Raw genomic sequence first — 19941 nt, 5'->3', positions numbered from 1 at the left:
CCACAGGCGGTTCCAGCCGCCGCTGCGGCGCGCAACGCCGTCGGGCGCCGGTTACTGGAAAGTCATCCCGGGGATGGGGGTTTGCTGCGGCAGCGGGCGCGACGGGCGTTCAGTGCGGATGGCGTCCTCAAGCAACGCAACAGGCCGTTCCCAAGCGCGGGACCCCGGCTCCATGGTGTCGACGGCGCCGATGAGCATGGCAACAAGGCGCACCATGTCCTCGATGGAAATGTCCCGGCGCAGCGAACCCTGGCCCTGGCCGCGGCTAAGCAGTTCAGCCATGGAATCGATCAAGCCGCCAGTGATGCCGACCAGGAGTCCGCGGCGGCCGGCGACGGCGCCAAGCAGGTTCGCATCTTCGCTGGCAACCTGCACCACGGCGTCGATCACGTTGATGAGCCCGACGGCGGCATCCATGCCCGCGAGGGCATCTTCCACGACCGGGTCCACATGAAGCCTGAGTTGCCGCGACAAGGCGGCCAGGACGAGTTGTTCTTTGTCGGCGAAGTTGCGGAACAAGGTAGCCGGGCCAACACCTGCGGTGGTGGCGATGGTCTGGAGGGGAACCTCCGGGCCCAGTTCGCGGAAGCACTGGCGCGCTGCCGTGATGATCTTGTCTACATTGCGCGCAGCATCAGCTCTAAGTGGCTTGCGTTCCAAGGGCCGGTCCATGATGCTCACAGTAGCAACGGAGGGGCTCCAATCACTTTTGTGACATTCTTGCGCGTGAAAGACTGGATTCATGTTGCTTGCCTTTTCAGTTGCCCCGTCCGGCCAGCCCGCTGCTGGCACCGTATCCGTTGATGGCTCGGTGCACGACGCCGTTGCCGAGGCCGTGAAGATCGTCCGCGAATCCGGGCTCCCCAACCAGACGGACTCGATGTTCACCACCATCGAGGGCGAGTGGGATGAGGTGTTCGACGTCGTCAAGCGCGCCACCGAGGCCGTGGGCAAGTACGGAAGCCGGGTGTCCTTGGTGATCAAAGCCGATATCCGGCCGGGATACACGGGGGAACTAACGGGCAAAGTCGAGCGGCTGGAGAACGCGATCAACAAGGCAGGCGAATAGTCCACGACGTTCTGCACGTCGATCTTCGCTTAGGAAATGTGCCGGGACCAGAAGGTGTCCAGTGCCCAGTTTTCGGGCACGCCCATCCCTGCGAGGTTCATCCGCGGGCGGGCGCTGACGAGACTATGGAGGCGTCGCGCCCAGCTGCTGCGCGGTGATACTGCGTCGAGCACGGACTGCAACGAGACTAGGACGGGATAGAGGCGCTTCCTCGACCGCTCCGGCAGGGCGTCCTCACCCCTCAGCCAGGAGACTGCGGGCGTGGTCGGGATTGCGGGGTAGACACCGAGGCCGACGTTCCACAGACGCCCGTGGTGCGCGCAGATGTTCCGTACGCGGACATAGCTCTGCAGCCAAGACTCCAGCACCGGTGCAGTTAGGCCGATGCTCCTCGCGACCGCGGTCCGATCGGAGCGCAGACCCAGGTTGCGGTACACACTGCTGAGTTGGCCGATGGTCAGCGTCTCCACCATGAGCCATGATGGCGGCAGGTCGGGCGAGCCGTAGGTTGTTAGGTAGTGCTCGAGAGCCGAGCGATGGACAAGCGGGTCCTCGGTCGCATCCGGGGACCCACGCAGTCGCTCCGCGCACGTGTCTCTGACGATCCGCAGCAGCCCCGCGTGCCTGTCGCGGTGTTGGAACCGCGCTGAGTCCATGTACCAGTGCGGATCCCCGTACGTTGTCGACATGTGGTCCGTGAGCGCCGCGCGCACGGCGATCTCGACGCGCTCCAGCGCATCCATGACCAGCAACCGGAGCGCGCGGTCGAACGCGTAGAGGTCGAGCACGTCATCGAACGCGGCCCCCGCTCGGAAAAGGTGATCGGGCCGCCCCTGCTGGAAGGGAATCGTGTACGGCGAGAGTCGGTAGTAGCCGATATGCCGCAGGTACCTGGCCGCCCTGCTGGCATCGGGGATCCGCAGCCCGCGCTCGGAGAGTCGGCCCACGAGCTCGTCGAGCGTCATCGGCGGCTTGGTGTAGCTGAACCGGCCGCGTGGACGCGGTGGTCGGGACATCGGCACTCCTCTTGGCCCGTGGCAAAGAAAATCCCCCAAGTGCGCATCGTGGAGAGGCGTGGGGGATGTAGTGCGGCCAGTGTAGCACGGTCATCGAGTTGACAAGATGTGCCTCCGCATAACAAATCTTGCTATACCGCCCGGAATTGAACCAGCGAGTGCGTCCTCCTATGGCCGGTCCTTCCCTCCGCCCGTGCCCGGTGCCAGACTTGGGCCATGTTTGAACACAAGGCCCAGCCTGGTTGGGTGGCCGTCGAGGAATACTTGTCCACCGCCGTCGTCCGCCCGAACGCCGCGCTCAAACACGCGGTGCAGTCCGCCCTCGACGCCGGGATGCCGCCTATCGAAGTAGCGCCCAACGCCGGCAAGCTCCTCAAGATGCTGGTGCAGCTGTCCGGTGCGCGGCGCGTGCTGGAAATCGGTACCTTGGCCGGCTTCAGCGCGATCTGGATGGCCCAGGGACTGCCCGACGACGGCCGGCTGGTCACGTGCGAATACCTCCCGAAACACGCTGAAATCGCCCGTGCGAACGTGGACATGGCCGGGATCGGCCACAAGGTAGACATCCGGATCGGCCCGGCGTTGGAGACCCTTGCGGCGCTGGCCGAAGATCCCGAGCGTGACGGGCCTTTCGATTTCGTCTTCATCGACGCCGACAAGGAGAACGACTCCAACTACCTGGACTGGGCGATCCGGCTCGGGAGGCCGGGCACGGTGATCGTGATGGACAACGTCATCTGGGAGGGCGCCATCCTGGATCCGTCCATGGATGAAGTGAACGCTCCGGGCATCGTCGGGGCACTGGAGATGATGGGCAAGGACCCGCGCCTCGACGCGACGGCAATCCAGACGGTCGGATCCAAGGGATGGGACGGCTTTGCGATAGCCCGGGTGGTGTGACGCTAGGCTGTGCCAATGGAATTCACCCTTCGTCCGGCCACGGTGGACGACGCCGAGCCCCTGACACGAATGCACGTGGCTGCCTGGCGGGAAAGCTACGGGCACCTCTTGCCTGAGGAGTTCTTCGCTCTCCATGAGGCCACCATCAACACGCGGATCGAGAGGCAGCGGGAAGCCTTGGCGGGCTCGTACAAGCCGATGCTCGCCCACGACGCCGACGGCGCCTTGGTGGGCATCGCCTTCGCCCGCGAAGCACCGGATGAGGACCGGCCCTGCGAGCTGCAACTGCAGGTGATCTATACGTTGCGCCGCGTGCACGGTTTGGGCGTGGGGCAAGCATTGGTCGACGCCGTGATCGGCAACTCGGCCGCGTTCCTTTGGGTGCTTGAAGACAACCCGCGGGCCCAGGCTTTCTATCGCAAGAACGGCTTCCGGGCCGACGGAACACGTCAGCTCCTGCCGCCGGAATGGCACGAACTACCGGAAATCCGGATGGTGCGTTCCGCCGTCGGGGGCTGAACGCAAGGCGGCTGCGTCAACTAGGGTTGAAGCATGACCGGAAGAAGGCAGCTGTAGTGGCGAAGCGTGGCAAGGGCAGGGGCGCCGGGCAAGCTGCCGGGGTCATTGAGGTGCCCGCGGGCACGAAGCCGAACGGTCCCGTGGAGGGCGTTTACTACATCGACACCGGCGACTGCGAACTCGTCGCCGACCCGGACAACTCCAACGGCTGGCTCCTGAAGATCAACGGCGTCATGAGCTCGCACATCGATGTGGCAGAGCCGCTGTTCCTGGACTTCGAGTACATGCGCTGGATTGCGGCCCTGGTGGAATCCAAATGGCCGCCCGAGTCCAGGCCGAAGCTTCGTGCCCTGCATCTCGGCGGCGGAGCATGTTCCCTGGCCCGGTACTTCCACGCCGCCTACCCGGATGCACGCCAGGTGGTGGTGGAGCTCGACGGCAAGCTGGCCGAATACGTGCGCGGCTGGTTCGACCTCCCGAAGGCCCCGCTGCTTCGAATCCGTGTGGGCGAAGCCAGGGAAGTCACGGAAGGCCTCACTCCGGACACCCGCGACCTCATCATCCGGGACGTTTTTGCCGGCGCTTTCACTCCAAGGGCGCTCACAACGCGCGAATTCAACGATCACGTACAGAGGGTGCTGGCTCCGGGCGGGCTCTATGTGGTGAATTCCGGAGATTCCCCGGACCTCAAGAACGCCCGCGAAGACGCCGCCACGATCGCAGACACCTTCGCGCACACCATGATCATTGCCGACCCCGCGATGCTCAAGGGCCGGCGGTACGGAAACATGATCATGGCCGGCAGCCACGAGCCCTTCGGCGACGATCCCCAACTGGCCCGGAAGCTGCTCGGCGGGGCGGTTCCCGCGCATATCTGGAACGATGCCAAGGTCCGGGCATTCGCCGTCGGCGCCCAGATCCGGCACGACCCCCGGCCAGCAATCTGACCCGGGCTTGTATGTGAGCGAGCGTCGGCCGGGGAGGGCTTGTATGTGAGCGAGCGTCGGCCGTGGAGGGCATCTCAGCGGCGGGCCAGCAGCAGCTCGCGGTGGGCGGCCGTCTCCTCCTGCAGGGCGTGCACGACCGCGGCAACGGCGGGGCGGCGCATCGAATCGGGCCTCAGGACCATCCAGTAGGGGAGCAGCTCCGCGAAATCCGAGGGCAGCAGCCGCACGAGGTCCGGGTGCCGGTCCGCCATGAAGCACGGCAGGAAGCCGATGCCGGCCCCGGCACGCGTCGCCTCCACATGGACGAAGACGTTGGTGGAGCTCAGGCCGTCCCGCATGGACGGGACCAGCCGGCGTGGGGCATCGAGGTCGTCCACTTGCAGCATGGAGTCCACGAAATAGACCAGCTGATGCCGCGTCAACTCGTCCACTGTGGCGGGCACGCCGTGAAAGGCCAAGTACTCGCGCGAGGCGTACATTCCCAGCATGTATTCGCCCAGCAGCACAGCCTCGGCCCGGTGCACCTGGGGTTCGCCCACCACCACCTCGAGGTCCAGGCCGGAACGCTGCTGAAGCGCCCGGCGGGTCACGGTGATGATCTCCACGGTGAGGCCGGGATGCGATCGCCGCAAGCGCGCCACGGCCGGTGCCGCGATGTACGCGCTGAAACCGTCGGTTGCTGTCATGCGTACGACGCCGGCAATGGGGTCCGGCGCGCGGTCCTCCGGTCCCAGCGTGCCTACCGCCGCTTCAATCCGCTCCGCCACGCCCACGGCCTCGGCTCCGAGCTCTGTGATTTCCCAGCCACCTGCCGCCCGCGCGAGGACCCGCCCGCCGAGCGCCTTCTCGAGCGCGGCGATCCTGCGGGAAACGGTGGTGTGGTTCAGGCCCAGGGCTTGGGCCGCCGTCGTGAACTTCCCTGAACGTGATACCGCGAGGAGGACGAGAAGGTCGTCGGGATTCGGATTCATATCTGCAATTCTGCACACACTTGGTGCCATTTTGGTTATTGAAGCACCGAAGTTGTGCGGCAATACTCATTGGAGCATTTCGTGTTGTGGATCACAGCACGTGTCAGCGTGGACACTAAGGAGATGGACATGAGCGTAGGACAACGCTCCGCAGCAGGCGCAACTGGCAACGGGCCAGGAAACAAGGGCGCAGGCCTCAAGAAGATCGTCGCCGCCTCGATGGTGGGCACCGTGGTGGAATGGTACGAATTCTTCCTCTACGCCACCGCCGCAACGCTGGTTTTCGGCAAGTACTTCTTCCCGCCCACCGGCAACGAGCTCGACGGCATCATCCAGGCGTTCCTGACGTACGCGGTGGGCTTCGTGGCCCGGCCCCTGGGCGGCATCGTCTTTGGCCAGATCGGCGACAGGCTCGGCCGCAAGCCCACCCTGCAGCTCACCATCGTGATCGTCGGCGTGTCCACCTTCCTTATGGGCTGCCTCCCCGGCTTCGCCAACTTGGGTTACTGGGCGCCGGCCATGCTCGTCGCACTCCGCTTCATCCAAGGCTTCGCGCTGGGCGGCGAATGGGGTGGCGCGGTGCTGCTGGTGGCGGAACACAGTCCCAAGGAGTCCCGCGGATTCTGGTCAAGCTGGCCGCAGGCCGCGGTTCCCGTCGGCAACCTCCTGGCCACGCTGGTCCTCTTCATCATGTCCACGACCCTCAGCAGCGCAGCGTTCCTGGGCTGGGGATGGCGTGTGGCCTTCTGGCTCTCGGCGGTGATCGTCTTCGTGGGCTACTACATCCGCACCCACGTGACCGAGGCCCCGATCTTCCTTGAGGCGAAGGCCCAGGTGGAGAAGGAGCAAGCCATCAGCTACGGCGTCGGGGAAGTCATCCGCAAGTACCCCAAGGGCATCCTGCAGGCCATGGGACTCAGGCTCGCCGAGAACATCATGTACTACCTCGTGGTGAGCTTCTCCATCGTCTACCTCAAGAGCGTGGACAAGTACGACACCTCGTCCTTGCTGCTTGCCCTGCTGATCGCACATGTCGTCCACTTCCTCGTGATCCCGCAGATCGGCCGGCTGGCAGACAACTGGGGGCGCAAGCCGGTTTACCTGATCGGGGCCATAAGCGGTGCCACCTGGCCGTTCTTCGCCTTCCCCATGTTCGACACCAAGAATCCCGTGGTGATCGTTGCAGCCGTGACCATCGGCCTCTGCCTGCACGCCTTCATGTATGCAGGGCAGCCGGCCATCATGACCGAACTCTTCCCCACCCGCATGCGCTACTCGGGCGTCTCCCTCGGTTCGCAGGTCACCTCGATCTTCGCCGGTTCACTGGCTCCGCTCCTGGCGACACAGTGGCTCAAGGACACCGGATCCTGGATGCCTACGGCCATCTACCTGGTGATCTCTTGCGCCATCACCGCCGTCGTGGTCCTGACGCTCAAGGAGACCCGCGGGGTGGCGTTGGAAGACGTTGACAACGCCGACGCCGTTCGCCACGGCCTGCCCATCGGTGCCCGAGCATGACCCTGGAAGGCCGCAAGGCCCTGGTCACCGGCGGGGCGGGCGGAATCGGGGCAGCATGCGCCACGGCCCTCGCCGCGCGCGGTGCGAAGGTTGTGGTGGCCGACGTCGATGCCGCCGGAGCCTCAGCGCTCGCCGACAAGCTGGGCGGCACCGCCTGGGCTGTCGACCTGCTCGACACGGAGGCCCTCGCCGGACTCAGCCTGGACTGCGACATCCTCGTCAACAATGCCGGTGTCCAGAAGGTTGCCCCCATCGAGGAGTTCGAACCGGCAGACTTCCGCCGCATCCTGACGCTCATGTTAGAAGCCCCTTTCCTGCTCATCCGGGCAGCGCTCCCGCACATGTATGCCAACGGATTCGGCCGGATCATCAACATTTCCTCGGTCCACGGCTTGCGGGCGTCGGCGTTCAAGAGCGCGTATGTCTCGGCCAAGCACGGGCTCGAGGGGCTCAGCAAAGTGACGGCCCTCGAGGGCGGCCAGCACGGGGTCACCTCGAACTGCATCAATCCGGGATATGTTCGTACGCCGCTGGTCGAGAAGCAGATCGCGGATCAGGCACTGCTGCACGGCATCCCGGAATCGGAGGTCCTGGCGAAGGTCATGCTGACGGAGTCCGCGGTGAAGCGCCTTGTGGAGCCGGAGGAAGTAGCGTCACTGGCCGCGTGGATAGCGTCCGACGACGCCGGTATGGTCACCGGGGCCAGCTACACGATGGACGGGGGCTGGTCCGCCCGCTAACCACGCCCCCTGATGTCGTAGGCTGGTGCCCACGAGGGGAGCGAATATGGGTCTCGATCCGGCCAGCTTGAAGATAGCTCTGGGCATTGTCGCGTTTACGCTCTGTCTGCTGTTTTTCGGATCGTTCCGCCGGACCCGCTCCGCGTACAGCGGGTGGTGGTGCCTCGCCCTCGTTTTCCTGCTCTCGGGGAACATGGCATACCTGCTCGCCGGGACTTCCCAGCAAATCTGGGCTGGTCCCCTCGGCAACGCGTTGCTGGTAGCCGGGGCGTTCAGTGTATGGGCGGGCTCGCGTTCCCTGCGCTTGCTTCCGACGCCGCGATGGCAGCTCCTCGCCGGACCCGTCGCCACAGCTGTGGCCGCCGCGCTGGAGAGCCCGGCCACCAACGCGTGGTCCGGTGGCCTGGTGTACTTGGCCATGATGTCCTTGGGCATGGGTTTGGCAACAGTTGAACTTTGGCGTTTGAAGCCCAGCGTTTCACAGGCCTACCGCTCCTTGGCGCTCGCCGCGGGAGTGCTGGCCTCATTCTTTTTCTGCCGGGGGATTGCCTACGTCGTGGAAGGGCCCAACGGTCCGGCTTTAGCTACCTATCTCAGCTCGGCAACCACCAGCGTGGTCACCATCGTGCTTCTCGTCACCGTGTCGTTCAGCATGACGGCGCTGAGTAACGAGCAGCTCATCAACGGGCTCAACGAACGCGCCACCCGGGACGGCCTGACGGGGCTCCTCAACCGCACCGCCTTCATGGAGCTGGCCACCCAGGAAATGAGCAGGCTGAACTCCGCGGGATCGATCTCCACCTTGATCCTCGCCGACCTCGACCATTTCAAGGCCCTCAATGACAGTCACGGCCACGCTGCCGGTGACGTCGCCATCCAGGCCTTCGCCGCCGCGTGTCAGGCCTCGGTCCGCCACACAGACCTGGTCGGGAGGTACGGCGGAGAGGAATTCACCATCCTGCTTCCAGGGGCCGACGTGGAGAGTGCCGAAATCATTGCCAACGAAATCAGCCGCCGTCTGGCCTCGGCAACAGCACCGGACGGCGTCACCTTCCCCACCGTGAGCTATGGCATCGCCCCCAGCACCGTTGCCAACGCCGAGGTGGCCCGCATGATCGTGGCGGCAGACCAGGCCCTGTACCAAGCCAAGTCCCTTGGACGGAACCGCGCGGTCTGCGCAACTGCCTAGCTGCGTACCCAGCCGTCGTACGTTGACGCCCGCACCGCAGAGCCGACCCCGCAGTGTTCGGGCCAGTCCGTCAAAACAATCTGCTTAAACGCTTGATCAAAAATGTGACCTCGGTTACGCTTGCAGTGATCAAACGCTTTAGCAGAAATGGACATCAACGCCGATGACTTACTCAGTCTTCTTCCAACCCGCCGATGGATGGGTTGGAGACGTGATCCCGTTCCAGAAAGACGGGGAGTTTTGGCTTTTCTATCTGCACGAGGTGCGGAGCGACCCGAAGCCGGGAACGTCCTGGAACCTCGTGACTACCAAGGACCTCACCCGGTTCGAGGACCAGGGAGTGTCGCTGCGCCATGGCGGGGAGGGCGAGGCCGACTTCAATGCATACACGGGCAGTGTTGTGTGCGACGAGTCCGGAATACACCACCTGTTCTACACCGGACAGAATCCCCGGCACCTCGGCTCCGACGGGGCCCCGCTGCAACTCGTCATGCATGCCACGAGCACGGACGGAATGCTGACGTGGGTCAAACATCCGGAGCTGACCTTCGGCGCCCCGGCCGGCTACGAATCCGGCGACTGGCGGGATCCGTTCGTCTTCAAGGACGAGGCAAGCGGTTTGTGGCGGATGCTGCTGGCAGCTCGGCACGCGGACGGTCCGGAGCGCCGGCGCGGAGTAATCGCCCAATGCGTCTCCCCGAACTTGATGGATTGGGAGCATGCCGAGCCGTTCTGGGATCCCCGCCGGTACGTCACGCACGAGTGTCCGGAGGTTTTCGCCTGGGGTGACTGGTGGTACCTGGTCTATTCGGAATTCTCCGAGTCCTTCACCACCCGGTACCGCATGGCGAAAAGTCCCGATGGGCCATGGACCGTGCCGGCCCGGGACAGCGTTGACGGCCGGGCCTTCTATGCATCGAAGACGGCAGGGCGGGATGGCCGCCGGTTCTTCTTCGGCTGGATCGCCAGCAAGGAGGACAACCGCGACGACGGCGCCTGGCAGTGGGCGGGTACGATGTCCGTCCTCGAGGCCCGCCAGAACGACGACGGCACTCTCGCGTTTTCCTTCGCCGACGAACTTGTCGAGAGCTTCTGGGACGACATCCCGGTAACGTTCGGCAGCGACCTTCCGGCGGCGCTGCATGCTCCCGACGGGTACACGGCCATGGTGTCCGATGAGGTGCTCCCTCGGCAGTTCTACGCCCGGGCGGTGTTGCAGATTGAACCCGGTACCACCGAATGCGGCTTGCTGCTCCGCTCAAGCGCGGACGGAGACGAGTCCTACATCATCCGCCTGGAACCGAAGCGCGGCCGCCTGGTGTTTGACCGATGGCCCCGCGAAATCAACGGCGACGCGCAATGGCACATCTCGGGGGACGTCCCCTTCGAGATCGAACTGGAACGCCCCTGCGAGCTCGTCCCCGGAGAACACACCCTCGAACTTGTCGTAGACGGGGACCTCTGTGTCGCCGTCGTCGACCGGCAGGTCGCCTTGAGCACCCGGATCTACGGGCTGCCGGACGGCCGGATCGGCGTTTTCGCCGGTGAAGGCACCATCGCTCTCACTGACCTTGAGATACGTAAGCGCACAGACAACTAAATACCCAGCGCCAGACCTCCGTTCAAATCAAAGGAGATTTCCCCATGAAGAAACTCATGCGAACAGCCGCCGTAGCAGCGGCCGTCACCCTCGCCCTCGCCGCATGTGGCAGCGGCGGCGGCAAACCCGCAGCCAACGTCAGCCCCACCGGCGAAATCAAACCGCGGCAAATCTCGTGGCTTCTGTCCCGGCCAGCTGACGGTGCAGTCATCAACATCATGAAAAAGATCGCCGATGAGTACGCACAGACCCATCCCGGCTTTTCCCTCAATCTGATCACCACCCCAGACCGGCCCTCGTACATCCAGAAGTACGAAACCCTCGCCGCGGCAAACAAGCTTCCGGAGCTGTTTGATACGGACGCCACCCCCTTCGCCCAGCAACTCGCCGAGAAAGGCACGATGGTCGATGCCGAGAAGCTGCTCAAAGACCTCGGTGTCTACGACACTTACCGGACGAACGCCCTGAATTACCAACGGTTCGACGACGGATCGCTCTACATGATCCCGTTCCAGTTCGAGCTCGAGTACTTTTGGTACAACAAGGCTCTCTTCCAGCAGGCTGGAGTATCAGTGCCGAAGTCACTCGACGACATCCCCGCGATGTGCACGGCCCTGCGCATGGCCGGCATTACGCCCCTCGCCCTGGACGGCCAGGACCAGTGGCCGCTTGAACGCTACGTCTCCTACCAGCCCTTCCGCGACGCCGGACCCGACTTCGTGCAGAAGCTCAAGAAAGGTGACGCGAAGTTCAGCGACGCCACCGGCCAAAAGACAGTCAACTGGATAAGCCAGCTCGGTGGGGCCGGTTGCTTCCAGGACGGGTTCTCCTCGCAGGGCTACTCCGACGCCCAGAACCTCTTCACCTCCGGCAAGGCCGCCATGTACAACATCGGCACATGGGAACTGTCCAGCCTCGCGACCGACAAGCTGAATCCGGCGGTGCGTAACGACGTCGACTACTTCACGCTTCCGGCCACGCCAAGTTCCGCCACGGCCGCCAACGAGTACGTGGCAACGTCAGGGATCGGCATGGCGGTCAACTCAAAGACCTTTGACCCGCTCGTGAGCGACTTCCTGAAGTTCGCCCTCGCCAAGTACCCTGCCGAGTACGCGGCCACGGGCGCCCTCTCGCCGACGACGAACGTCCAGACGACGATTCCAGCCAACGCCACGCCACTGTACAAGAAGGCAATCGACCAGGCGAAGGATCTCGGATCGAAGCTCGCGATGCCGTGGGACACGCAGCTTGATCCGACCACCAACAGCAGGCTGCAGCAAGAGCTCGTGCTTTTGGCCCAGGGCAATGTCAAGCCTGCCGAGTTCACCAGCACGATGGATAGCACCATCGCACAGAACGCTCCCAAGTTCTTCAAATAACACGCAGCGGTGGGGGGCCCAGGCCCCCCACCCGAAAGGCACTCCCATGCTTCCCAATCGATCACGACTCTCGGTCCTGGTCTTCCTGCTCCCGCCGCTGCTTCTCTACGGCGTCGCGGTGCTGTTCCCGATCTTGCAATCGCTGTTCCTCAGCTTCTTCTCCTGGAACGGCATCAGCGACATGGAGTTCGTGGGCTTCGCGAACTACGTGCACATGCTCACTGGTGACGGTGTGTTCTGGCGTTCCTTCTTCAACGCCCTCGGCTACCTCGCCATCTGCCTTGTCCTCCAGTTGGGCGGCGCGTTGTTCGTCGCCAGTCTCCTGACCTCGCTGCGAAGAGGCCGCGAGCTCGTCAAGACCCTCTATCTCCTGCCTGCGGTGATCTCGACGGTGGCCATCGCCTTCCTCTTCGTACGGATCTACTCGATCGATCCGGTGGGGCTTCTCAACCAAGTACTCGGCTGGATCGGTCTCGGCGGCCTCGAACGCCCCTGGCTCTCGGACATCAACACTGTCCTCGCAGCAGTTTCAGCACCAGAAGGCTGGCGGTTCACGGGACTCTACATGCTCATCATCTACGCCGCGCTGCTCGCCGTCCCGCAGGAACTTGAAGAGGCGGCGCGCCTGGACGGAGCCAACCGATGGCAGCTGTTCACCAAGATCAGGTTCCCCCACATCCGGCCCGTGTGGATCACCACCACCATCATGGCCACAACCTATGGCCTGCGCGGATTCGATATCCCCTACCTCATGACCAATGGCGGCCCCGGACAGTCCTCGGAGCTCCTGACTACCTACATGTACAAAACCGCGTTCACCAGCACCGACTTTGGCTACGCGAGCACCATCTCTGTGTTCATCGTCGTCGAGTGCCTCGTCGCCGTCGGATTCATCCTGCTCATGCTCAAACGAAAGGCTGACGCATGACCGCGCAAACAGCCCCGGTTACCCGGCCGGTCCCTGCCCCGCCAAGCAGCCCGGCTCCCCGACGGCGCCGGCGCAAGCCAAACGTCTTCCGAAGCTTGTCCAGGGTGCTGATCGTTCTCATCGTGGTCGTGCAGGTCTACCCCCTCGCCTGGCTGTTCCTCACGAGCCTGCGCAACGAGCATGACTTCGCCACGGGGGATCCCTTCGCACTGCCGAGCTCCATCAGCTTCGACAACTATGCCCGCGCGTTCCAGACCGGCAACCTCGGACAGAACATCCTGAACAGCTTCATCGTCACGATGGGTGCCAACCTCCTGATCGTCCTGCTGGGGATGATGGCGGCGTATGCGTTGCAGGTCCTCGGATTCCGGTTCAGCAAGTTCGTCCGTGGCCTCTTCCTGATCGGCATCATCGTGCCGGTGCAGATCGCGCTTGTGCCGCTGTTCATCGACTACTCGTCCGTGAACCTGCTGGACACCTACCAATCGATGATCATCCCCTTGGCTGGATTCGCCCTTCCGATGTCGATCTACCTCTTCTCGTCATTCTTTGAATACATTCCCAGGGAGACCTACGAGGCGGCCTCCCTGGACGGTGCTGGACCGTACCGGATCTTCGGGCTGATCACCCTTCCGCTCTCGACCAATACGGTCGTGACGGTGGTCCTGGTGAACAGCATCTTCATCTGGAACGATTTCATCTTCGCGAACACGTTCGTTCTTTCCGAAGGGCTCAAGACCATCCCGCTGGGGCTGCAGAACTACATCGGAGCGATGGGCAAGGTCGACTGGACTGCAACGTTCGCCGCTGTCTGCATTACCATCACTCCTTTGCTGCTCGTGTTCCTCGTCCTCAACAAAGCGATGATCCAGGGCCTCGAGAGCGGGGCGACGAAGGGGTGAGGAAGCGGCCACTGGATAGACTGTGAGGGGAGGGCCAATGACGTCTGAAAAAAGCTTGAAAGAACCCGAGGTTAACCCCTCGCATCCACCGGCGACTCCGAGGACGAGTCATCCGGTCACGATGCGTGAGGTAGCGGAAGGGGCTGGAGTCTCCGTTGCTACGGTTTCCCTCGTTGTCAACAACAAGAAAGACGCCAGGATCGGCGCCGGGACCCGCAAACGGGTCTTGGACACCATCCGCGAACTGGGGTACCGCCCAAACGCCCTCGCCAAGAACCTCGTGAGCGGCAGTTCACGGTTCATTGGCCTCGTCGCTGACGCGATCGCCACAACCCCCTTCGCGGGGCAAATCATCCACGGAGCACAGGACGAAGCCTGGAAACACGGATTCGTGCTGCTGGTCGCCAACACCGAGGGCGACGAGCCCGTGGAAAAAGACGCTATCTCAATGATGCTCGAGCACAAGGTCCGCGGCATCCTGTACTCCACCTGGTTCCACCGCCCCACTGAGATACCTGCCGCTTTGCAAGAGACAGACTTCGTGCTGGTGAACTGCTTCTCCCCGGACTCCGACGCCTTGGCCGTGGTCCCGGATGAAGTCCACGGCGGACGGGAAGCCACCGACATCCTTGTGCGCAAGGGTCACCGGCGGATCGCGTTCATCAACGCTACGATTCCCGCGCCGGCGAAGGACGGACGCCTCCAGGGCTACCGGGACGCGCTCGAAGCTGCAGGGATCGCATTCGATCCTCACCTCGTGTTCGACGCGTATCCTGACCAGGAAGGCGGCTACGGAGCAGTCGAGGAGCTCCTCAAACGGGACGTCACGGCAGTCTTCTGCTACAACGACCGCATGGCCATGGGTCTCTACGACGGGTTGAAGCAACGGGGTCTATCCATTCCGGATGACATGGCCGTGGTGGGTTTCGACAACCAGGAAGTCATCGCCGCCCACATGCGGCCACCGCTGTCCACCGTCGCGCTGCCGCACTATGAGCTTGGGGCCGCGGGTGTGCGCTTGCTCCTCGGCGTCGACGAACCGGCCGGCAGCCCGGTGGTAAAGCTTGAATGCCCGCCGGTGGAACGCGACTCCGTTGGACCGAATACCCTCACGCGTTCCCGCTTCCCTTAGACGGGTTCTGCCCGGCCTCGTCCACGGCGGAATGCTCTATGTAGGACTCCACCGCCGACTCCGGAACGCGGTAGGACCGCCCGAACCGCACCGCATGGATGGCGTGCGAGTTCACGAGGCGGTAGACGGTCATTCTGGATACCCGCAGGGCCTCCGCAACCTCGGCGATCGTCATGAAGCGGTTGGCCGGAACGCCGGCGGCGGACATATTCACCACGGCCTCCTCAATTGGCGGTAGTCGTAGAAGACCAGGGTGCCACCCGTTGGCACGACGGTTCGCAAGCCAATCGATGAGCCGTTGATGACGACCACCACGCCTTCCTGGGACCCGTTGAAGGGATCGTCCCCAGCTACGTAGTCGCCCACCTTGAAACGGGAGGCAGCCGTTTTGGTCTGCTTGGATGCCCTGGAAAATACCTGGAAAAGTCGCGAGGCCAGCGCATGGCGGCGCTGCTTGCGCATCCGGGCGGCGTGCGTTGAGTAAGGATCGAACATCGGAATCACTCCTTGCAGTCGCGATCTTTCAACGGTAGGCGCCGACCCCACAAGACACATGAGTGACTTTCACCCGTTACGGCACATTGGCCACTCACGTCACTTGGACCACTACTCGGACAAAGACCCCAGGATGAGCAAGTGGTGGCCCCACTGGTCCGCGCAAAAGACGGGTAGGGGCTACGCATGCCAGGCCGGGCGAACAGTTCCTACGCTCAAAGCACATGTTCCGTCAGGTCCGGGAGGGGGAACTATGCGACGAGCTGCAAGAGCAGGAATCGTCGTTGCGGGCGTGGTGGCAGTCGGACTTGCTGGGGCGATCACCCTCAACGCCACGCAGACGTCGTCGAACTCCGTCGCCGGCGCCACGCCGTCGGCTGCCGTCAGCGCGCCGGCTTCGGCGCCGGGTGCCAGCAAGACGTCGGCCGCGACGCCGGGTGCCACCGCTTCAGCGCCAGCCGCCAGCACTTCCGCCAGCGCTGCGCCTTCGGGTCAGGCCCCGGCCGCCCCGCCCGCGACGAGTGCTAAGCCCGATGCCCCGGTTCCACCGGCACCCGCGGCTCCTGCTCCGGCCCCCGCGGCGCCTGCTCCTGTGGCACCGGCTCCGGCGGCACCGGCTCCTGTGGCACAGGGCCTCGACGCGGCCGGAATCCAACGCATCAAGGACACCTGCACAGCCCGGCTGCAAAGCGATGCCGCGCACTCTTCGATTGTGACCGGAACGGTGGTGCCCCGGCCATTCACTGTGGTCTCCATCGCCTATTCCGGGAACCCCGTGCAGTCAACGGCGGCCTCGGGCCTGGCGTCGTACGACATCCTCATGAAGATCACCACCAAGCTTGTCGATGGTCCCGCCCAGGACAGCGTGCGCGTTTGCCGGGTCTACGACGCGGACTCGCACGTGGATTGGCTTCCTGCCGGCTGACTCCGCGGTTGCCTCGGGTTCCAAGGCGCTAAGACTTGGCGCCTGTGAGCGCCAGGGTTCCGCCGAGCCCGATCATCATGACCCCGCCCGTGACACCCAGGGTGGAGATCCGCCGCGGGGAGCGGGCAAACCAGTGGCGTGCCGTACCGGCTGCGAGGGCCCAGATACTGTCGGAGATCAGGGCGATCACTAAGAAAACAGCTCCGAGTTCAGCAAGCTGCAATGGAATGCCGCCGCTGGCGTATTCAACGAACTGGGGCAGCACGGCCACGAAGAACACGATCGACTTCGGGTTGCTCGCACCCACGATGAAGCCCTCGCGGATGAGCCGCCACATGGACCGCGACGGCGCCGGGCCGGCCGCCGTCGAACGCCCGCCGCGGTGACGGATCGCCTGCACCCCGAGGTAGACCAGATAAGCTGCGCCGCCGAACTTGACGATGGTGAACAGCATGATCGACTGCGCCAGGACCGCGCCGACCCCCAGCGCAACTGCGGTGATCTGCGGAACCATGCCAAGCGCGTTTCCGAGGACGCTGAGGAGCCCGCCTTTGCGGCCGAGGGCGAGGGAACGTCCAATCACGAACAGGACGCTGGGACCGGGGACTGCGATCAGGACCAGTGCGGCCAGCGCAAACGCCAGGAGGTTGGTGAACGGAACCATGCCTGATGATAGCGCTGGCCTGCGGTGACGGTCGATGGTTAGCGGCGGGCCGCCGTCGTCGGGGAGTGTCCGCTATGAGCGCCCGGCCACCACGGGGATCGAGGCTGTTTCGTCGACGAGCTCGGCGCGCACCCGGCCGCCACCTCGAACCCACAGCTTGTAGGCCAGCACCAGCAGCCCGAGCCACACGGCGCCTACGTACAAGGCCACTCGGGTGTCCTCAAAGACGCCAAGGATGACGATTACCAGGGCCATGAAGGCGATGGTCAGCACGGACGCTGTCGGCCACCACGGCGACGCGAATTCCGACGCCGGGAGCCCCTTGCGCTTGATCTCGCGCTTCATGGCCACGTGCGAGGCGAGGATCATGACCCACACCCACACTGTCGCGAAGGTGGCGATGGAAGCGATCACGAGGAACACGTCCTCGGGGATTACCGCGTTGAGCACAACGCCCACCAGCAGGATGCCGCCCATGAGGACCACGGTCATCCAGGGAACACCGTGCCTTGAGATCTTGCCGAAACTCTTCGGAGCATGTCCTTGCTGGGAAAGCCCGAAGAGGATGCGTCCGGCGCCGAAAATGTCGCTATTGATGGCTGACAGAGCCGAGGTGATCACCACGGCGTTGAGGATGTGGGGCGCCGCGGGGATGCCGAGGCCGCTGAAGATCTGCACGAACGGGCTGCCGTTGTTCCCGATTTCGTTCCAGGGGAACAAGCTCATGAGCACGCCGAGCGTCAGGACGTAGAAGAGCAGCACGCGCACCGGCACGGTGTTGACGGCCTGCGGTATGACCTTCTTGGGGTCGGCGGCTTCGCCTGCCGTGATCCCGATAGTTTCGATCCCGCCGAAGGCGAACATGACGACGGCGAACGAGGCCAAGAGCCCGCCGAAACCGTTCGGGAAGAGGCCGCCGTGGTCAACGAGGTTCCCCAGCCCCGGTGCCGCACCGCCATTGCCGGAATGGAAGCCGAACATGATGATCGCAGCGCCGCCCGCAATCATGGCGATGATCGCCACCACCTTGATGAGCGAGAACCAAAACTCGAGCTCCCCGAAGACCTTGACGCTCAGGAGGTTCATGGCGCCAAGGAGGAGGATGATCGCCAGGACCCAGATCCATCGGTCCACCTGTGGGAACCAGAAGCCCATGTAGATACTGAACGCCGTTACGTCCGCGATCGCCACGATGGCCATTTCGAAGACGTAGGTCCACCCGGTGATGAACCCTGCCAGCGGTCCGAGGTAGCGGCTGGCGTACTGGCCGAACGAGCCGGAGACGGGGTGGCGGACGGCCATTTCGCCGAGGGCACGCATCACCATGAAGACGGCGGCTCCACCGATCATGTATGCGAAGAGAACCGACGGGCCGGCCTTTTGGATCGCAGATGCGGAACCGTAGAAGAGGCCTGTCCCGATGGCTGAACCGAGGGCCATGAATCGGATGTGGCGGACGTTGAGGCCACGGCTGAGAACGGCGGTGACGGCGCCTTCGACGACTTTGGCGGCCGGCGTCCTGACGGCTGTTGGGGCTTGCTGCATGCGAATACCTTCTCGTCATTGGGAGGGGGACTGTTAACCAGCAGATCATTCCGGAGCGTCCTGTGATGGGTCTCACGGCGCATCGTTGTCTCGGTTCTCAGACGCTGTGCCACTCAGCGGTTGATGGCTGGCCGTCCTGTGCGCAAATGTCTGGTATTCCAGACAGCTTAATGTTCTTATTGGTTTTCGGATCCGCCCCACGGGGCGCACGCTTAAGTACGGGATCCCGGACACCCACCCTGCCGCCTTTGTGGCGGAGAGGCGGGCCGGGCATTACCGTGCACTCGAAGAGGATCCATGACCATACAGCCGTCCACTCAAGGCCGGGCCGCTTCCAAGGTCCCGGCCGCAGAGAATACCCTGCGCATCCTGAAGTTGCTCGCTTCCCGGCGTGGCCCGATGGCAGCGTCCAACATCGCCACGGCGCTGGGCCTGCCCCGGTCCAGTGTCTATCACCTGCTTGGCGTCATGGAGGCGAACGGCTTCGTCCTGCACCTCCATGAGGAGCAGCGCTACGGGCTGGGCATCAGTGCCTTTGAACTCAGTTCGGCATACTCGCGCCAAGAGCCCTTGTCGCGGCTCGGCCGCCCCATGCTTGCTGCCCTCGTGGATGCGATCGGCGAGAGCGCACACTTGGCGGTCCTGCACGGCCGCGACGTGCTCTACATCGTGGAGGAACGGGCCAAGAACCGCCCGTCCCTCGTGACCGACGTCGGGGTCCGGCTTCCCAGCCACCTCACCGCCAGCGGGCGCGCGATCCTGGCTGCGCTGCCGAAATCGCAGGTCAGGGCCCTGTACCCGAATGCTGCCGCCTTTACTGCCCGGCACGAGATGGAATCGCCCATCATGAAATATTCGGCCTTGTCCTCGCACTTGGACCAGGTCCGGCAGCGCGGCTACGCCACCGAACACGGCGAAGTCACGCCGGGCTTCGGCTCGGTGGCGGCCGCCGTCACCGACCATTTGGGATGGCCGACGGCGGCAGTCGCCGTGACATTCCTCGAGGACAAGGTGCCGGTCGAGGAATGGCCCGCCCTCGCCGCCCGAATCCAGAAAACGGCGGACGAACTGTCGATCCGCATCCACGGCCGCCCCTCCTAGCCTGCCCCCGCCCAACTAGCTCGCAGTTGTTGTCGTTCTGGGCGCTCATAACGACAACAACTGCGAGTTAGTTGAGTCTGGTATTCCGGACAGCACCGTCCATAAAGCCGTTCCAAGAGGGTTGCGGAGGGGCTCTACTGGATACAGAAAGACTTCCACCTAGCAACCTCCAGAGACAAAGGAGTCATCATGGCACCCGCCGATTTCACTACCGGAGCCCGTCCTGTCCGGGCCGCGCGCGGCACCGAGCTGACCGCGAAGAGCTGGCAGACCGAAGCGCCGTTGCGCATGTTGATGAACAACCTGGACCCGGAGGTCGCCGAGCGTCCGGATGACCTGGTCGTGTACGGCGGCACGGGCCGGGCCGCCCGGTCCTGGGCCGCGTTCGACGCGATCACCCG

21 protein-coding genes and 1 pseudogene are annotated in these 19941 nt (G+C 64.0%); 15 read left to right on the top strand and 7 right to left on the bottom strand.

Annotated elements, in window-relative coordinates; translation table 11 throughout:
- Window positions 1-51: 51 nt before the first annotated feature.
- Complete coding sequence (locus AB0323_RS18000) at window positions 52-672, bottom strand: helix-turn-helix domain-containing protein (RefSeq protein ID WP_366178602.1); 621 nt, start codon at window positions 670-672, stop codon at window positions 52-54.
- A 70-nt stretch (window positions 673-742) separates the two neighbouring features.
- On the opposite strand from AB0323_RS18000, the gene AB0323_RS17995 reads away from it, so the two are divergent.
- Window positions 743-1069 (top strand): thiamine-binding protein, encoded by a 327-nt coding sequence (locus tag AB0323_RS17995; RefSeq protein ID WP_366178544.1) that lies wholly within the window; start codon window positions 743-745, stop codon window positions 1067-1069.
- 29 nt (window positions 1070-1098) lie between these two features.
- Here the strand turns inward: AB0323_RS17995 and AB0323_RS17990 are convergent, their stop codons facing one another.
- A complete protein-coding gene (locus AB0323_RS17990) occupies window positions 1099-2085 on the bottom strand; it encodes an Abi family protein (RefSeq protein WP_366178543.1) in 987 nt (328 codons plus the stop codon).
- A 216-nt stretch (window positions 2086-2301) separates the two neighbouring features.
- On the opposite strand from AB0323_RS17990, the gene AB0323_RS17985 reads away from it, so the two are divergent.
- Genes AB0323_RS17985 through AB0323_RS17975 form a run of 3 tightly spaced genes read left to right on the top strand, consistent with a single transcriptional unit; the run spans window position 2302 to window position 4451 of the window.
- On the top strand, window positions 2302-2985 hold the full coding sequence (locus AB0323_RS17985; protein WP_366178542.1) for an O-methyltransferase: 684 nt from the start codon (window positions 2302-2304) through the stop codon (window positions 2983-2985).
- A gap of 15 nt (window positions 2986-3000) precedes the next feature.
- Window positions 3001-3504, top strand: coding sequence for a GNAT family N-acetyltransferase (locus tag AB0323_RS17980; protein ID WP_366178541.1), 504 nt, complete (start codon window positions 3001-3003; stop codon window positions 3502-3504).
- 56 nt (window positions 3505-3560) lie between these two features.
- Window positions 3561-4451: a fused MFS/spermidine synthase gene (locus AB0323_RS17975; RefSeq protein WP_366178540.1), complete on the top strand. Its 891-nt coding sequence runs from the start codon at window positions 3561-3563 to the stop codon at window positions 4449-4451.
- A gap of 74 nt (window positions 4452-4525) precedes the next feature.
- Here the strand turns inward: AB0323_RS17975 and AB0323_RS17970 are convergent, their stop codons facing one another.
- Window positions 4526-5422, bottom strand: coding sequence for a LysR family transcriptional regulator (locus AB0323_RS17970; protein ID WP_366178539.1), 897 nt, complete (start codon window positions 5420-5422; stop codon window positions 4526-4528).
- A gap of 129 nt (window positions 5423-5551) precedes the next feature.
- Between AB0323_RS17970 and AB0323_RS17965 the strand changes: the two genes are divergently transcribed.
- The 8 genes from AB0323_RS17965 to AB0323_RS17930 all read left to right on the top strand — a co-directional run bounded on the left by AB0323_RS17965 (window position 5552) and on the right by AB0323_RS17930 (window position 14810).
- A complete protein-coding gene (locus AB0323_RS17965; protein WP_366178538.1) occupies window positions 5552-6940 on the top strand; it encodes an MFS transporter in 1389 nt (462 codons plus the stop codon).
- A complete protein-coding gene (locus AB0323_RS17960; RefSeq protein ID WP_366178537.1) occupies window positions 6937-7680 on the top strand; it encodes a 3-hydroxybutyrate dehydrogenase in 744 nt (247 codons plus the stop codon). The genes AB0323_RS17965 and AB0323_RS17960 overlap by 4 nt, the downstream gene beginning before the upstream one ends.
- Before the next feature lie 46 nt (window positions 7681-7726).
- Window positions 7727-8869 (top strand): GGDEF domain-containing protein, encoded by a 1143-nt coding sequence (locus AB0323_RS17955; RefSeq protein ID WP_366178536.1) that lies wholly within the window; start codon window positions 7727-7729, stop codon window positions 8867-8869.
- Window positions 8870-9032: 163 nt separating this feature from the next.
- Window positions 9033-10469 (top strand): glycoside hydrolase, encoded by a 1437-nt coding sequence (locus tag AB0323_RS17950; RefSeq protein WP_366178535.1) that lies wholly within the window; start codon window positions 9033-9035, stop codon window positions 10467-10469.
- Between the two features lie 44 nt (window positions 10470-10513).
- A complete protein-coding gene (locus AB0323_RS17945) occupies window positions 10514-11848 on the top strand; it encodes an extracellular solute-binding protein (RefSeq protein ID WP_366178534.1) in 1335 nt (444 codons plus the stop codon).
- A gap of 46 nt (window positions 11849-11894) precedes the next feature.
- Complete coding sequence (locus tag AB0323_RS17940) at window positions 11895-12776, top strand: sugar ABC transporter permease (RefSeq protein WP_366178533.1); 882 nt, start codon at window positions 11895-11897, stop codon at window positions 12774-12776.
- Complete coding sequence (locus tag AB0323_RS17935) at window positions 12773-13678, top strand: carbohydrate ABC transporter permease (RefSeq protein ID WP_366178532.1); 906 nt, start codon at window positions 12773-12775, stop codon at window positions 13676-13678. The genes AB0323_RS17940 and AB0323_RS17935 overlap by 4 nt, the downstream gene beginning before the upstream one ends.
- A 121-nt stretch (window positions 13679-13799) precedes the next feature.
- Window positions 13800-14810 carry a LacI family DNA-binding transcriptional regulator gene (locus tag AB0323_RS17930; protein ID WP_366178531.1) on the top strand — a complete coding sequence of 337 codons (1011 nt, stop codon included), beginning with the start codon at window positions 13800-13802 and terminating at the stop codon, window positions 14808-14810.
- Here the strand turns inward: AB0323_RS17930 and AB0323_RS17925 are convergent.
- Together AB0323_RS17925 and AB0323_RS17920 are read right to left on the bottom strand one after the other, a co-directional pair.
- A complete protein-coding gene (locus AB0323_RS17925) occupies window positions 14788-15018 on the bottom strand; it encodes a helix-turn-helix domain-containing protein (RefSeq protein WP_366178601.1) in 231 nt (76 codons plus the stop codon). The two genes, AB0323_RS17930 and AB0323_RS17925, sit on opposite strands and share 23 nt — an antisense overlap.
- Before the next feature lie 2 nt (window positions 15019-15020).
- Window positions 15021-15305, bottom strand: coding sequence for a hypothetical protein (locus AB0323_RS17920; protein WP_366178530.1), 285 nt, complete (start codon window positions 15303-15305; stop codon window positions 15021-15023).
- Window positions 15306-15558: 253 nt separating this feature from the next.
- Between AB0323_RS17920 and AB0323_RS17915 the strand changes: the two genes are divergently transcribed.
- Window positions 15559-16230 (top strand): hypothetical protein, encoded by a 672-nt coding sequence (locus AB0323_RS17915; RefSeq protein ID WP_366178529.1) that lies wholly within the window; start codon window positions 15559-15561, stop codon window positions 16228-16230.
- Window positions 16231-16258: 28 nt separating this feature from the next.
- Here AB0323_RS17915 and AB0323_RS17910 read toward each other — a convergent pair whose 3' ends face one another.
- A complete protein-coding gene (locus tag AB0323_RS17910; protein WP_366178528.1) occupies window positions 16259-16894 on the bottom strand; it encodes a LysE family translocator in 636 nt (211 codons plus the stop codon).
- A 72-nt stretch (window positions 16895-16966) separates the two neighbouring features.
- Window positions 16967-18439 carry an amino acid permease gene (locus AB0323_RS17905; protein WP_366178527.1) on the bottom strand — a complete coding sequence of 491 codons (1473 nt, stop codon included), beginning with the start codon at window positions 18437-18439 and terminating at the stop codon, window positions 16967-16969.
- 297 nt (window positions 18440-18736) lie between these two features.
- Here AB0323_RS17905 and AB0323_RS17900 point away from each other — a divergent pair, with 297 nt between their 5' ends.
- Both AB0323_RS17900 and AB0323_RS17895 read left to right on the top strand, forming a co-directional pair.
- Window positions 18737-19540 carry an IclR family transcriptional regulator gene (locus AB0323_RS17900; protein ID WP_234753996.1) on the top strand — a complete coding sequence of 268 codons (804 nt, stop codon included), beginning with the start codon at window positions 18737-18739 and terminating at the stop codon, window positions 19538-19540.
- Between the two features lie 189 nt (window positions 19541-19729).
- A pseudogene (locus AB0323_RS17895) lies at window positions 19730-19941 on the top strand (urocanate hydratase); the annotation flags it as partial.

Source organism: Arthrobacter sp. NPDC080031, assembly GCF_040702485.1.
Lineage (GTDB): Bacteria > Actinomycetota > Actinomycetes > Actinomycetales > Micrococcaceae > Arthrobacter.
This window is presented reverse-complemented; position numbering and strand designations above follow the sequence as displayed.